Here is a 14,851-nt window from a genome sequence, read left to right as displayed (position 1 = left end):
AAGTTACTGACAGATTTTCTGTCAGTAACTTTTTATTTATTAAAATTTCCAGTTTTTAAGAATTTTAACAGATTTAATTTTTACAGGGTCAACAGGAGATGAAGCTTCGCCAGAACCACTTGATGTAACCTCGGCTTTCGCGATTTTATCAACGACATCCATTCCTGAAATAACTTGACCAAAGACAGTGTAACTTCCGTCTAAACTTGGGTATCCCCCTTTTTTATAAGCATCAATTATTTTTTGAGGATATTTAGTCTTGTCTTGAATTTGACTGGTCATATCTTGGGAATTTTGCACAATGAAAAATTGTGAACTGCTAGAGCTTGCTTGGCCAGTATTTGCTAAAGCAAGTGCGCCGCGGATATTGTACAGTTGATTAGAAATTTCAGTATCAAATGTTTTCCCACCAAAAATTGAAGCAGTACCAGTTCCTTGATTAGAAGGGTCACCAGATTGAATCATGAAATCTTTGATGACACGGAAGAATTCATTATTTTTGTAGTAACCATTTTTGGCAAGAACAAGGAAATTTTGAACCGCATTAGGGGCCAATTTAGGGAAAAGTTTAATATTGATATTTCCAGCAGTCGTTTTAATTTCGACCTCAGCTTCATCCTCAGCAACAGTTGTAGAAAGTTGTGGCAAAGTCAAATCATTAAGGGCAGTTGTAGAATTTTTTACTGCATCATGTAATTTATAATTTGTTGGATAATCAACTTTTTGGCTTGAAGAAGTGCTTGTACTACTTGCTGTATTATCAGTTGTTTTTGGACGATTTGCAAAGAAAACAAGGAGTCCAACGACAATAACTAAGACAATCCCAAAGATTGTAAAAAGAATTGTATTATTTTTTTTATTCGTATTCATAGGAATATTTTAACATAAAAATGAGTAATTATAAATTTTTATCAAATTAATTCTTGCAATTTCTAAAAAAAAGGTATAGAATATAGAAAAATCACGAAAGGAGAATCACGAAATGAATAACTTCTCATTACGCCATCATCATTTGCATAGATAAGAGTTGTGTCATACAGTAGGTATAGATACAGCTTTAGAGTACGCTCAAGTATCTATGCCGGTGATTCTCAAGAGACCGGTTGTAAAGACAACTGGTCTTTTTATTTGTTCGTGCTCTGGTTTGTAGAAAAAAACAAGAGATTAGAAAGCAAAGATTATGGAAAATCAAAATCAGGTCAAGCGCAACCTTAAACAGCGCCACATCACCATGATTGCATTGGGTGGTACAATTGGAACAGGTTTATTTTTAACTTCAGGAGCAACAATTAGTCAAGCAGGTCCCTGGGGCGCAGTTCTTGCTTATTGTTTTATTGGTATTATGGTTTACTTCGTAATGACTTCCTTAGGTGAGATGGCGACATATTTGCCTAACTCAGGTTCATTCTCCGATTATGGCGGTCGTTATGTTGATCCTGCTTTTGGCTTTGCATTAGGGTGGAACTATTGGCTCAATGGAGCGATTACCATTGCCGTGGATTTAACGACAGCAGGATTGATTACGCAGTTTTGGTTCCCGCACCTTCCGTCTTGGATATTTTCAGGAATTGCGACGGTCTTAATTTTTATTATTAATGTTATGGCGGTTGGAGCATTCGGGGAAACAGAATATTGGTTATCAACGATTAAAGTGATTACGATTGTCCTCTTTTTAGCTATTGGTTTACTTACCATTTTTGGAGTTTTGGGACAAGGAAATGTTGATGTCGTTGCCAATTTAAGTGCTGGCAATCATGGCTTTGTTGGTGGAATTTCAGGATTTGTTGGAGTTTTACTTATTGCCGGATTCTCTTTTCAAGGAACTGAGCTTTTAGGGATTACCGCAGGTGAATCTGAAGACCCAGGTAAGTCAATTCCTAAAGCAATGAACTCTATTTTCTGGCGTATCTTACTTTTTTACATCTTTTCAATCATTGTGATTGCTGCAATTATCAATTTTAAAGACCCTCGCTTGTTAAATCCAAATTCGACAGCTGTCATGAGTCCATTTACTATTGTCTTTAAAAATATTGGCTTTGCAGTTGCAGCTTCAGTTATGAATGCGGTCATTCTTACTTCGGTAATTTCATCAGCAAATTCAGTAATGTATGCTTCAACACGTATTCTTTATTCATTGGGACAAGAAAAAGGCGCACCAAAATTCTTTGGACGAACAGCAAAAAATGGAATTCCTTTTTATGCCCTATTAGCCACAACAATTATTTGTTTTATTGCTTTCTTAACTGGAATATTTGGAACGCAAATTTATCTTTTCTTGGTTGATTTATCATCACTAACAGGCTTTCTTGCTTGGCTTGGAATTTCTATCAGTCATATCCGTTTTAGAAGAGCCTATATTGCTCAAGGGAAAAAATTGGAAGATCTTCCTTACAAAGCTAAATGGTTCCCATTTGGTCCAATTGTTGCGCTCTTGATGACTGCGGCGATTGCCATTAATCTTGACCCAGCCATGCTCTTTAGTGAGCACTGGGGTGAAGGCTTAGCTTTATACGCTGCAATTCCTATTTTCATTATTCTTTATTTTGGTTATAAATGGAAGTATAATACAAAAATTATTCCACTTGAAGAAGTAGATTTGAGTCGGGAAAAATAATATCTGAATCACAATTCGTATAGAGTTGTGGTTTTTTATTTATAATATAAAGAGAAGTAAGGACATTTTTTAAGAGTTACTTACCCAAAATTACCAAGTGAAAGAGGAAATGGGATGAAGTTTATCGCCATTGTTGGGACCAATGCTAGTTTTTCTTATAATCGAAAACTCCTTTGGTACATGAAAAAACATTTTACAAAAGAAGCACAAATTGAAATAGTAGAAATTACAGACCTGCCACTATTTTCTGAGGATATCAGAGAAATTCCTGAAGGGGTTCAGAAAATTGCAGAGGCAATAAGAGAAGAGGATGGTTTGATTTTTTCAACGCCTGAATATGATCATGCGATTACTGCTGCTTTGAAATCATTGATAGAATGGCTGTCATGGATAAAACCTCAGCCATTGAACAGTCTACCGGTTATGATTGTTGGGGTTTCTCTTGGAAATATGGGAACTGTTTTTGCCCAAGAAAACCTTCGACAAATTTTGAGTTCACCGGGTCTGGATGCTTTTGTTTTACCTTCCAATCAATTTCTTTTAGGACGAGCAGCTGAAGCATTTAATCAACAAGATGAATTGATCGATGAACGGACAATTAGCTGGTTGGAGCATTGTTTTAATAATTTTATGATTTACAGTAAAACATTAAAACCGATGAGACTTCCTTCGCTAAAAAAAGAGAATAATAAAGAAATAATTGAGAGTGAGGAAAGTAAAAACTCTACAGAAACCGATGAAGTTTGGTGGACTAAAGAAACGAATCAAGGATTGCCAGTTCTTTCCGATGCAGATACAGGAGCTTCTGAGTATGAAGAAGTGATTGAACCTGAAAATTCGGCCTATCTACAATTTTTGGAAGAGGGAGAAACTTGGAAGTTTGATGATATTGGAGAATTAAGAGGAAAATCGGAAGAAGAAGACTGATGAAAATTTTAGAAAAAAAGTCAACCTTGAAAATTTCCAAAACTTATCGAGCTTTAGGGACAGTCATTAGCTTAACAATTTATGGTCATCAAGACGAGGAGCTATTAGATAAAACTTATCAATTAATCAAGTATTATGAGCAGCTTTTTACGGTAAATCGTGACCAATCAGAATTGATGGCTGTCAATCATAAAGCGGGAATAGAGCCTGTTCAAGTATCAGGAGCAGTTTATGGCTTAACAAAAATAGCGCTTGAAAAAAGCAAGGAAGCATTTGGTTTTAATGCAGCAATTGGTCCTCTCGTTAAACTTTGGCATATTGGCTTTTCAGACGCTAAATTGCCAACTCAAGCAGAAATAGATGAAAAGTTAAAAATAATTAATCCAGATAGGATTATTCTAAGGGATGATGAATTTTCAATTTTTTTGCCAGAAAAAGGGATGGAAATTGACTTAGGAGCGATAGCAAAAGGTTATATTGCCGACCGGATTAAAGATTTTTGGCATGCTTACGGTATCTCCTCCGGCATCATTAATCTAGGAGGAAATCTTCTATTGGTGGGAGAAGCTCCGCATCAGACAGATAAAAAATGGCGCATAGGCATTAGAAATCCTTTAACTAATGATAAAAAATCTGTGCTACAGCTTTTGTCTGGTGAAGGTTCTGTTGTGACTTCGGGAATTTCTGAGCGTTACTTGAAAGTGAATGATAAGATTTACCACCATATTATTGACTCCAAAACAGGTTATCCACACCATAATCAGCTGGCCAGTGTTACTATTTTATCCAAAAAATCAATTGATGGTGAAATTGAAACGACCCGATTATTTTTTGCTGACGGTCCAATTGAAAATTGGCTGACAGAAAATCCGGAAGTTTATGGCGCTATTTTTATTAGTAAAGATAAGAAAATAAAAGCCGTTGGAATTCCCCAAAGTCAGATTTATGTTGCTGATCAAAGTTTTGAATTTGAATAAGTTAAAATTTAAGTGTAGATAATTTCTGTCAGTACTTTTGCCAATAAAAATTTACTGACAGAAATAAAAAAACCGCCAAAAGCGGTTTTTATTTTTTATTTCATAGTTGGGAAAAGCAAAACGTCACGGATTGAAGTTGTGCCAGTAAAGAGCATCACTAAGCGATCAATCCCGATACCGAGTCCACCTGTTGGTGGCATACCGTGTTCGAGTGCTTCAACATAATCGTAATCGACACCAGTTGCTTCATCATCTCCAAGTTCTTTAGCTTTAGCTTGAGCTTCAAAACGTTCCAATTGGTCAATTGGGTCATTCAATTCGCTGAAAGCATTGGCGTATTCTTTACCGTTGATGAAAAGTTCAAAACGGTCAGTAAAACGTGGGTCTTTTTCATTCATTTTAGCAAGTGGTGAAATTTCTTTTGGATGACCAAAAACGAAAGTAGGTTGAATCAAAGTTTCTTCAACATATTTTTCAAAGAATTCGTTAATGATATGACCAACAGAAGTGAAATGTTTTTCAACATGAATATCATGTTCTTTTGCAAGAGCTGTTGCTTCTTCAAAAGTCATCTCAGGCCAGAAATCAACTCCAGCAACTTCCTTGATGGCATCAACCATGTGAACACGTTTGAATTTTCCGCCAACATTAATTTCTTTACCATCGTATTCAAGAACATCTTGACCAACCACTGTTTTAGCAACATGTTGGAAGATTCCTTCTGTCAAATCCATGATATCTTCAAAATCAGCATAAGCTTCATAAGATTCCATTGTTGTGAATTCTGGATTATGAGTCATATCCATTCCTTCGTTACGGAAGACACGGCCAAGTTCATAAACTTTTTCCATTCCACCAACAATCAAACGTTTCAAGTGTAATTCAGTTGCAATACGAAGCGCCATATCAATATCAAGACTGTTATGATGTGTGTAGAATGGACGAGCAGCAGCACCACCGGCTTCATTGTTAAGTACTGGAGTTTCAACTTCAAGATATCCACGACCATCCATATAACGACGGATTTCACTGATAATTTTAGAACGAGTGACAAAACGATTGAAGCTTTCTTTATTTGAAATCAAATCCAAATAACGTTTACGATAACGTGTTTCAGTGTCAGTCAAACCATGGAATTTTTCAGGCAAAGGACGAAGCGCTTTTGAGAGGAAAGTCAATTTTTTTGCTTTAATTGACAATTCACCCATGTCAGTTTTCATGATTTCGCCTTCAACACCAAGGAAATCTCCGAGGTCAGCTTTTTTGAAAATTTCATAATTTTCTTCGCCGACTTCATCTTTACGAACATAAAGTTGAATTTGGCCTTCGCGGTCTTGAAGATGGGCGAAACCGACTTTACCTTTACCACGTTTAGTCATCAAACGACCAGCGACAATTCCTGAAAGCGCAAGTTCATGCAATTCTTCTTTCGTCTTTTCGTCATAAGCTTCGTGTAGTTCTTGTGAGTTGTGCGTACGTGTAAATTTATGTCCAAATGGGTCAATTCCCGCTTCGCGCAGGTTTTCCATTTTTTCACGGCGGACTTTCATTTGGTCATTAAGTTCTTCGATTTCAGCCAAAATAGTACTCCTTGTAATTTTTTATTCTCTCTATTTTAACATATTTTCAAAAAATTAACAGAAATTTTTTTGTCAGTAAACGCTTTAAGCATAGGCTTGAGAAGATTTTTTTACTATCAGTAAAAAATGCTGATAAAATGACTGACAGAAATTTAGAAAATGATGAATGACCTTAAAGAATTTCTGTCAGTAAATTTTTTAAAACTCACTTAAATTTTTGATTTTTTTAATCACAGTTTTGAGCAATTTGTCTTGTTCAGACAAAAAAGAAAGACCATAAAAAATGCGTTGATAACGTTCGCCAAGATTTTGAAAAGCAATATTTTCATTAATAAATCGTTTTGAAATCAATGACAGGCCAATGCCAGCCTTAAGTTGACTGACAATCATATCATTGTTATTGACGCTGACCAAATTCTTTGGATTAAGATTATTTTCTTTAAGATAATTATGTGTATAATGAGCCACACCAGACCCTGCTTCGCGAATAAAAAAGATGTCACTTTCTGGATTGCCAGCAAGAACGAGTTCATCTTTAAAAAGTGGGAAAGTTTCGATGGTTTCATCCATCATCGGTTTTTCAATAATTCCAAAATGAATTTCATGATTACGAATTAAATCAAAAACCTCTTGAGAATCAAGCATCATTAATTCAATGTTAAGTTGTTCAAGTTCAGGAATTAAATTTTTAAAAATCAAAGGTAAAACAGTAGTTGCTGAACTATGGGAAGCAGCAATTTTAAAAGGTTTACGACTAGGTGTCTGATTTTTTAGGGAAAATTGTAATTCATTCCAATCATTGAGCGTTTTTAAAGCCTTAGGATAAAGAAGGTGGGCACTTTCTGTGGGAATTACTTCTTGGTGTTGCCCTCTTGAAAAAAGGTGAACTTTTAGTTCTTCCTCCAATTTTTTAATTCTAACAGTTGCGGTTGGCTGTGAAATAAAACATTGATTAGCAGCTCTGGTAAAGCTTTTGGTTTCAAACACAGCAATAAAAGTTTCGAGTAAAGCGAACATAAATCTTCCTTTAATTAATAAAAGTAATTTTAAAAATGATAATAATTTATTTTACAAAATAAAGGAGATTGTGTAAACTAATTGATGCTAGACAATTAAAAAAGGAAAAAGTAGAAAAATGTTAAAATTAAAAAATTATATTAAAAATGATAGACAGGCCATAATGAGTATTTTGCCAGGCTTTCTGCTCTCCTTTGCCATTGCTATAGTAAGTTATTTACTCAATCGTTTCATCTTCCATAGTTTAGGTTCAGCAACCATTGCAATATTATTAGGAATTATTTTAGGTAATTTGTACTTCAAACAAGTCACTTTATTTGCAGGAACAGCTTGGTCAGAAAAAAAACTTCTGGAATTTTCAGTGATGTTTTTAGGGGCCACAGTCACTTTCCAAACCATTGGTAAGTTAGGATTCTCCGGAGTAGGATTTATACTAATACAAATGATTTCAACAATTATTTTTGTTTTGTTTATGGGTAAAAAACTAGGATTTTCTGCTAATGTTTCTGCCCTAATGGCTTCTGGGAATGCAGTTTGTGGTTCATCAGCAATTGCCGCAGTTGAACCAGTTATTGGAGCTGAAACCAGTGAGAAAAGAACATCGATTGCGATGGTCAATCTTATGGGAACTATTTTAATGCTAAGTCTTCCATTTTTAGGAACTTGGATGTTCGGTAATAATGATTTATTAAGGGGGGCACTGATTGGTGGAACAGAACAATCTGTTGGTCAAGTCGTTGCTTCAGCAACAATGGTAAATCCAAACACAACAACCTTAGCCACTCTATTTAAAATTATGCGAATTATCATGCTCGTTTTTGTTGTTTTATATTTTGGTTTCAGAAGTAAAAAACAAAAAAGAAATGAACAAGGACCTACTCAAATAAAAATTAAAAGAAATTCTTTTTTACCCTGGTATGTTCTTGGTTTCTTAGTGCTTTGTACTTTAGATACATTGATTCATTTTGTGCCGGAAGTTTCAGCTACCGCAAAATTTCTATCCGGTTGGTGTGAAACCATTGCCTTAGCTGCTATTGGTTTACGACTAAATTTGGTTGAATTTATAAAAGCAGGAAAAAAATTACTGATTTATGGTTTATCTACTTTAGTCTTTCAAGTAGTTCTTGCACTTATTTTAATAAGCCTTTTAATCAAATAATTAGAATTAAAACGATAATAAAGTCACTAAACCAGAGATTTAGTGACTTTTTTGTGCTAATTATTATCAGTTAAATTTTTGAACCTAGTAAAAAATTATTAATCAATCGGACTCATTAATGTTAAACCAGATTAATCCCCAAAGTGAAGCAATGACTAAAAAGAGTAGAGCAAGCATTTTATTTTCCTTTATATTTGTAAGGTCTGGATAGATTACTTAATAGATTCTATTACCTCTTTAAGTTGACTGACAGATTTTTCAAATTGTTTCTTTTCATAAGCATCAATATTTAGTTCAATGATTTCTCTAACACCATTTTGATTTACAATAGATGGAACACCGGTAAAGACACCTTCTTGACCATATTCACCACGTAAATAGGCAGAAACTGGTAGAATTGCTTGTTCATTATTTAAGATGGCCTTGACAATTCTAGCTGTACTCATTCCAATGCCGTAATAAGTAGCCTGTTTTTTATCAATAATCTCATAGGCAGCATTTTTTACCTTATTTGACAAATTAGACAAATCTTCAACCCCTATTTTTTTATTTTTAACAATAAATTCAAGAATAGGTTTTCCACCTACCGTCGTGTGTGACCAAACTGCAACTTCAGAATCGCCATGTTCGCCAATAATATATCCATGAACGCTCCGTGGATCAATTTCTAGCTTTGTGGCCAATTCTTTTCTAAAACGAGTAGTATCCAAAGTTGTACCAGTTCCGACAATTCGAGATTGATCAAGACCAGAAGTTTCCCAAGCGACATAGGTAAGAATATCCACAGGATTTGAAGCAATTACAAAAATACCATCAAAACCTGAGTCCATAACCTGAGTCACGATTGAGCGCATAATTTTAGCATTTGTATTAACCAAATCTAAACGTGATTGACCTGGTTTTTGATTTACCCCAGCCGTAACGACCACAATATCAGCGTTTTTACAATCCTTATAATCTCCAGCTCTCACAATAACATTTTCTTGCCCCCAAGAAACGCCATCTAATAAATCTAAGGCTTCACCCTCAGCTTTATCCTGATTAACATCTATCAAAACCAACTCATTAACAAGTCCTTGATTAATCATTGAATAAGCAATACTTGTTCCAACAAAACCTGTTCCTATAACAACTACTTTTCTGCTTGTAATTTTCATTTTTAGCTCCTTTTCAATTTATATATATTTTTTTATAAAGCCTATCTGTTAAAAAGCCAAAGATAACTAATCATAGTACATAAAATTAAAATAATAGAAATCACAAAACTAATGATGATAAAAGCCAATTTTATCTCCTCCTTCAACCCCTTTTTCTGATGTCTTTTATAAAATCTATAATTATTTTATCTCTATTTTTGTAATGTGTAAAATGAATTTATTTTATCATTATTATTAATAAAAATAAAAAAAAACAAAAGCAGTTTGCTCATGTTTTTCTATTTTTATTAATTCTAATGAATTTCGGTTTCTTTTTTTATTTTACTAATTAATTTTTGAATCATAGGGTCTTTTTCTTCATCAAAAGAAACTCCTAGAAACTCTCTATGATAATTACTCCCAAGTTCTTGATAAGGGATATCATCAGTTAAAAATGATTTAGAAATTAAAGAAGAACCTAAGCCTGCTTTGATATGGGAAATAATCATCTCATTGCTATTCATACGAACAATGTTTCTTTGAGCAGAAGGAGCGGATTTGAGATATCTTTTGATATAATATCCAATTCCTGAACCAGATTCTCTGGTAAAGAATGTTTCTGAATCCGTATTTCCGGCAAGTACTAATTCATCTAAAAATAAAGGAAATGTTTCGGTTTGATCGCTAATGAGTAATCGCTCAATGATTCCAAAATGTAAATCATGATTTGCAACTAATTCAAATACTTTTTCTGAGTCATACATATTAATTTCTACATCTAAATGTTCCAACTCGCCTTCAAATACTTTAAAGATTCTTGGCATAATACTTAGAGCAGCACTGTGTGAAACCCCAATTTTGAAAGGATGTTTTGCAAGAGATTTTTTTGAACTTCAGCTTGGTCTTCCTCCCATTTTTTTAAATAGGCAATAGCTTTGGGATAGAATAATATGGCGGCTTCAGTCGGAATGATTTCTTGGTGTTTTCCTCTTAAAAATAATGTTGATTTTAATTCTTCTTCGAGTTTCTTAATTCTCACGGTTACAGTGGGTTGGGAAATAAATAAATATTTTCCAGCTAAGGTAAAACTTTTAGTTTCATAAACGACGATAAAGGTCTCAAATAATGAAAACATGTGATTTTCTCCCTAAAATACAAAAATAACAAATTATTTTTTTTAATTTATATGATTATAATAATTTATTTTACAAATTAAATCAACTATTATATATTATTAATAGAATCAATTATTAAAGACGAATTAATAAAAAATATAGAAAGAGAAGTCTATGATGTATTCAAAATTCATATCATTTTTAAAACAAATTCCCCTCCCGATATGTGGCTTAATTTTGGGTTTAATATCCTTAGGGAATCTCCTTTACAGTAAAGGTTACCCTATTTTAGGAAATTCTTACGATATGTTAGGTTTATTCCTGATGTTTTTAATTTTGCTCAAGATAGTACTGGCAATGAAACATACAATTTCGACTTTGAATGACCCAATTGTAGCCTCTGTTTCACCAACTTTTACGATGTCTTTAATGGTACTAAGCGTATTTTTAAAACGTTTGTCCGGCTTTAGTCTTCTTGCGAATGTTACTTGGTGGACTGCTTTAATCTTGCATCTTATCTTAATGATGTATTTTATTTATCTTCATGTGCTACCAAAAGAATTAAAAATACATGATGTTTATCCAAGCTGGTTTATTACTTTTGTAGGCATTGGGGTAATATCGGCAACATCACCAGATTTCGGTCTTGAAGTGGGTAAAGTTGTGGTTTGGATAACATTACTCTTTTACTTTATTCTTCTTCCTATTGTTATGCATAGAGTTTTCATTTTACGAAAAATGCACAAATCTTTACTTCCTTTGATTACAATTATCACGGCACCAGGTTCACTTGGTTTAGTAGGATACCTCACTGTTGTAGAAGCAAAATCTAAAATATTCGTTATCTTTTTATTTATTTTATCGCAAGCTATCTATTTTATAACTTTAGGCTTGCTGACAAAACTTTTGAGAAGTGCCTTTTATCCTAGTTATGCTGCCTTTACATTTCCTCTCGTTATTTCTGCAACTGCGGTAAATTTAACAAGTAAACTCAGCGTTTTTCAGTTCCTGAATTTAGAATTATTAGCGAATATGGAAATCCTTATAGCAATTGCAATCGTTACTTATGTGCTTATCAGATACTGTATTTTTTTAGGATCAAAATTAGTTCAGATTATGTCTGAAAAATATTCTCCTGAAAGTATATAAAAATAAATCATTGATAAAAATTACCACTAGGTCAATAATCTAGTGGCTTTTTATTTTGCTTTAAAATAGAGTATATCAAGCTCAATAGAGCCTTAAGAAATCCTTTATAAATGTGACAATAATTTTAAAAATGCCTATAAAAAAAGAGACACATTGTGTTATAATTAGAACGCTGCGTGCTTTTTTTCTTTAAATAAAGAAGATTTGACTGGTTTTTTGACTTAAATCATTCATTTTTTTGAAGTATTTAATGATTAAAAGTATGCAAAAGAATATAGGAGAACAAAAATGACTGTATTATATGATGAAATCATGGTTCGTTATGGTGAACTTTCAACCAAAGGAAAAAATCGTGGTTACTTTATCAATCGTTTGGCAAAAAATATCCGCGAAGTCCTTGCAGATATGCCTGAATTAAAAATTACAGCAGTAAGAGATAGAGCACACATTGAACTTAATGGAGCAGATTATGCTGAAGTTTCAAATCGTTTAACAAAAGTGTTTGGAATCCAAAATTTTTCACCTTCAATCAAAGTCGAAAAATCAATGCCCATTATCAAAGAAGAAGTTGTGGCACTTTTTAAGGAGATTTATAGCGAAGGGCAGACTTTTAAAATTGCTACCAGACGAGCTGACCATAACTTTGAATTAGATTCAACAGAATTAAATATTGCTTTAGGAGATGTTGTTTTTGATAATTTCTCTTACGCAAAAGTACAAATGAAAAAGCCTGATATCACATTGCGGGCTGAAATCAGACAAGATGCGGCTTATCTTAGTTTTGAAGATATAAAAGGTGCTGGAGGAATGCCAGTCGGAACAGCAGGACGTGGACATCTAATGCTCTCAGGTGGAATTGATTCGCCAGTTGCAGGTTATTTGGCGTTGAAACGCGGAGTTGAGATTGAGGCTGTTCACTTTGCTAGCCCTCCTTACACTTCACCAGGAGCTTTGAAGAAAGCCAAAGACTTAGCAGCTAAATTAACCGTTTTTGGAGGTTCAATTACCTTTATTGAAGTACCATTTACCGAGATTCAAGAAGAAATAAAAGCCAAGGCTCCACAAGCATATTTGATGACAATTACACGCCGTTTTATGATGCGCGTGGTTGATCGTGTTCGTGAAGAACGTGGTGGAAAAGTGATTATTAATGGAGAATCTTTGGGACAAGTTGCTAGCCAAACGCTTGGCTCAATGTCTGCCATTAATGAAGTAACTAATACTCCAGTTATTCGACCAGTAGTAACAATGGATAAAAATGAAATTATTGAAATAGCTGAAAAAATCGATACTTTTAATTTATCAATTCTACCATTTGAAGATTGTTGTACTGTCTTTGCACCACCTTCTCCAAAAACAAATCCAAAACTTGAAAATTGTATTCAATATGAAAAGAGAATGGATGTTGAGGGGATGGTTGACCGTGCGGTCAAAGGAATTATGCTCACAACAATTATTGGTGAAAACTGGGACCAAACTGAAGAAGAGGAATTTGCTGATTTCTTATAATAAAAAATGCTACTTATAATATTATGAGTAGCATTTTCATTTGATTAGGAAACTACGATTGATAGTCTAAACTTGACAAAGATTGGAAACAAGGATATAATTACCAACGTTATTTATAAACTTAGGAAAAATTAATTGAGTTCATCAGTATAACAAGACTTATTAGGAATTTTATTTAAAGAAGGTGATACTCAATTTATAGGAAAGGATTTTATGTCAGACAGAATAAAGGCTTTAATTGCCTTAGGGATATTTACATTTATGTCAACATTGGATGGTTCAATTGTTAATATTGCTCTACCAACAATGTCAAAGGAGCTTCATGTCTCTACTTCTCAAATCACTTGGGTGGTGACAATCTATTTAATTGTAATTTCAGCGATTGTACTGATTTTTGGCCGTTTAGGCGATTTAATAGGTAAATCACGAATTGCCCGCATTGGTTGGGGAATTTTTATTTTAGGCTCTGCACTTGCTGGGTTAAATTTTGGTTGGGGCTTAGGTTTTCTTCTTTTTGCACGGGTGATTCAGGCTATTGGGGCGTCAATGTTTATGGCAACCGGTTTTGGAATTATTTCAGAAATTTTCCCACCTGAAAGTCGAGCAAGAGCACTTTCCATTTCAGCAATGTTTGTATCGGTTGGCTCAATCGCTGGACCTGCCCTTGGAGGACTGATTTTACAGGTCGCTTCATGGAATTATATCTTTTGGATAAATGTCCCTATCGGAATTTTAGCATGGATTTTTGGAAATCATGCTTTGCCAAAAGAAAAAACCAGTGGAAAATGGTCGGATATTGATTTTAAAGGTGGAACATTAATGACTTCTGTTATTGTTTTGCTTTTCTTAGCTCTTAATTTTGGGCAAGCTTTGGGTTGGACCAATCCATTAATTATTATTGGTGCATTGCTTGGCTTTATTCTCTTTGGAATATTTATTTTAACAGAGAAAAAGGTCGCTCAGCCTTTGCTTGATTTAGGAATTTTTAAATCAAAATTATTTTCAATGAGTATTATTATGGCTCTCTTTAATTTTACAGTAGCGATGTTCTCAAGTATTTTGTTACCATTCTACTTACAAGATTTTAGAAATTATGGGCCAGGCTTGGCAGGGATGATTATGATGGCTTATCCTGTTGCTATGCTGATTGCTAGCCCTTTAGCAGGTTCGGCAGCAGATAAAATGGATAAAGAAATTGTTACTTTTGTAGGAATTTCAGGGATTGTTTTGTCACAGCTCGGCTATTTACTGATAAATCCGCATTCTGCTCCATGGCTAGTTGTTGTTATTCTTTTGATTCAAGGAATGTCTATGGGGATTTTCCAAAGCCCAAACAATGCTTTGATTATGGAAACTGTTGACCGTAAGTATTTAGGAATTGCTGGGTCAGTTAATTCTCTTGCCCGTAATATGGCCTTTGTTTTAGGGACGTCTTTAGCAACATTGATTTTATTCACAGCGATGTCTAATCAGTTGGGTTATAAGGTAACAACTTATTTGCACAATCAACCAGATGTCTTTTTACACGGTTTCCACGTGGCCTTCTATTTTTCAACATTTCTTGTTTTAGTGACTTGGGTTCTTGGCTTATTCCGTTTGTTGGGACGTAAAAAGTAAAATAAAAACAATCTAAATGATTGTTTTTTTACTGACAGAATTTCTGTCAGT

The 14,851-nt window shown here is 34.0% G+C and carries 11 protein-coding genes and 1 pseudogene; 7 read left to right on the top strand and 5 right to left on the bottom strand.

Going from position 1 to position 14,851, the window contains the following annotated elements:
• Window positions 1–39: 39 nt before the first annotated feature.
• Window positions 40–870: a peptidylprolyl isomerase gene (locus tag MHB61_RS06925; RefSeq protein WP_003131617.1), complete on the bottom strand. Its 831-nt coding sequence runs from the start codon at window positions 868–870 to the stop codon at window positions 40–42.
• Between the two features lie 310 nt (window positions 871–1,180).
• Between MHB61_RS06925 and MHB61_RS06920 the strand changes: the two genes are divergently transcribed.
• The 3 genes from MHB61_RS06920 (at window position 1,181) to MHB61_RS06910 (ending at window position 4,518) form a co-directional block, all read left to right on the top strand.
• Window positions 1,181–2,614, top strand: coding sequence for an amino acid permease (locus MHB61_RS06920; protein WP_003131616.1), 1,434 nt, complete (start codon window positions 1,181–1,183; stop codon window positions 2,612–2,614).
• Window positions 2,615–2,728: 114 nt separating this feature from the next.
• Entirely contained in the window at window positions 2,729–3,541 is an 813-nt protein-coding gene (locus MHB61_RS06915; RefSeq protein ID WP_003131615.1) for an NADPH-dependent FMN reductase, read from the top strand.
• Window positions 3,541–4,518: an FAD:protein FMN transferase gene (locus MHB61_RS06910; RefSeq protein ID WP_003131614.1), complete on the top strand. Its 978-nt coding sequence runs from the start codon at window positions 3,541–3,543 to the stop codon at window positions 4,516–4,518. Before MHB61_RS06915 ends, MHB61_RS06910 begins: the two co-directional genes overlap by 1 nt.
• A gap of 95 nt (window positions 4,519–4,613) precedes the next feature.
• Here the strand turns inward: MHB61_RS06910 and lysS are convergent, their stop codons facing one another.
• Both lysS and MHB61_RS06900 read right to left on the bottom strand, forming a co-directional pair.
• Window positions 4,614–6,098, bottom strand: coding sequence for a lysine--tRNA ligase (gene lysS / locus MHB61_RS06905; RefSeq protein WP_010905307.1), 1,485 nt, complete (start codon window positions 6,096–6,098; stop codon window positions 4,614–4,616).
• A gap of 198 nt (window positions 6,099–6,296) precedes the next feature.
• Window positions 6,297–7,115, bottom strand: coding sequence for a LysR family transcriptional regulator (locus MHB61_RS06900; RefSeq protein ID WP_003131611.1), 819 nt, complete (start codon window positions 7,113–7,115; stop codon window positions 6,297–6,299).
• Between the two features lie 163 nt (window positions 7,116–7,278).
• On the opposite strand from MHB61_RS06900, the gene MHB61_RS06895 reads away from it, so the two are divergent.
• Window positions 7,279–8,274, top strand: a complete 996-nt coding sequence (locus tag MHB61_RS06895) for a YeiH family protein (protein WP_010905308.1) — start codon at window positions 7,279–7,281, stop codon at window positions 8,272–8,274.
• 212 nt (window positions 8,275–8,486) lie between these two features.
• On the opposite strand, the gene MHB61_RS06890 is transcribed toward MHB61_RS06895, so the two are convergent.
• Window positions 8,487–9,431 (bottom strand): L-lactate dehydrogenase, encoded by a 945-nt coding sequence (locus MHB61_RS06890; RefSeq protein ID WP_003131609.1) that lies wholly within the window; start codon window positions 9,429–9,431, stop codon window positions 8,487–8,489.
• A gap of 293 nt (window positions 9,432–9,724) precedes the next feature.
• A pseudogene (locus tag MHB61_RS06885) lies at window positions 9,725–10,545 on the bottom strand (LysR substrate-binding domain-containing protein).
• Between the two features lie 154 nt (window positions 10,546–10,699).
• On the opposite strand from MHB61_RS06885, the gene MHB61_RS06880 reads away from it, so the two are divergent.
• From MHB61_RS06880 to MHB61_RS06870, 3 genes are all read left to right on the top strand, one after another.
• Window positions 10,700–11,674 carry a TDT family transporter gene (locus MHB61_RS06880; RefSeq protein ID WP_003131606.1) on the top strand — a complete coding sequence of 325 codons (975 nt, stop codon included), beginning with the start codon at window positions 10,700–10,702 and terminating at the stop codon, window positions 11,672–11,674.
• A gap of 288 nt (window positions 11,675–11,962) precedes the next feature.
• On the top strand, window positions 11,963–13,183 hold the full coding sequence (gene thiI, locus MHB61_RS06875) for a tRNA uracil 4-sulfurtransferase ThiI (protein ID WP_003131605.1): 1,221 nt from the start codon (window positions 11,963–11,965) through the stop codon (window positions 13,181–13,183).
• A gap of 213 nt (window positions 13,184–13,396) precedes the next feature.
• Window positions 13,397–14,800: an MFS transporter gene (locus tag MHB61_RS06870; protein WP_003131604.1), complete on the top strand. Its 1,404-nt coding sequence runs from the start codon at window positions 13,397–13,399 to the stop codon at window positions 14,798–14,800.
• Window positions 14,801–14,851 lie beyond the last annotated feature (51 nt).

It is taken from the genome of Lactococcus sp. FSL K6-0773 (assembly GCF_038006485.1).
In the GTDB taxonomy this organism is placed as follows: domain Bacteria; phylum Bacillota; class Bacilli; order Lactobacillales; family Streptococcaceae; genus Lactococcus; species Lactococcus lactis.
The sequence above is the reverse complement of the archived record's forward strand: the minus strand, read 5'-3'. Positions and strand labels throughout refer to the sequence as shown.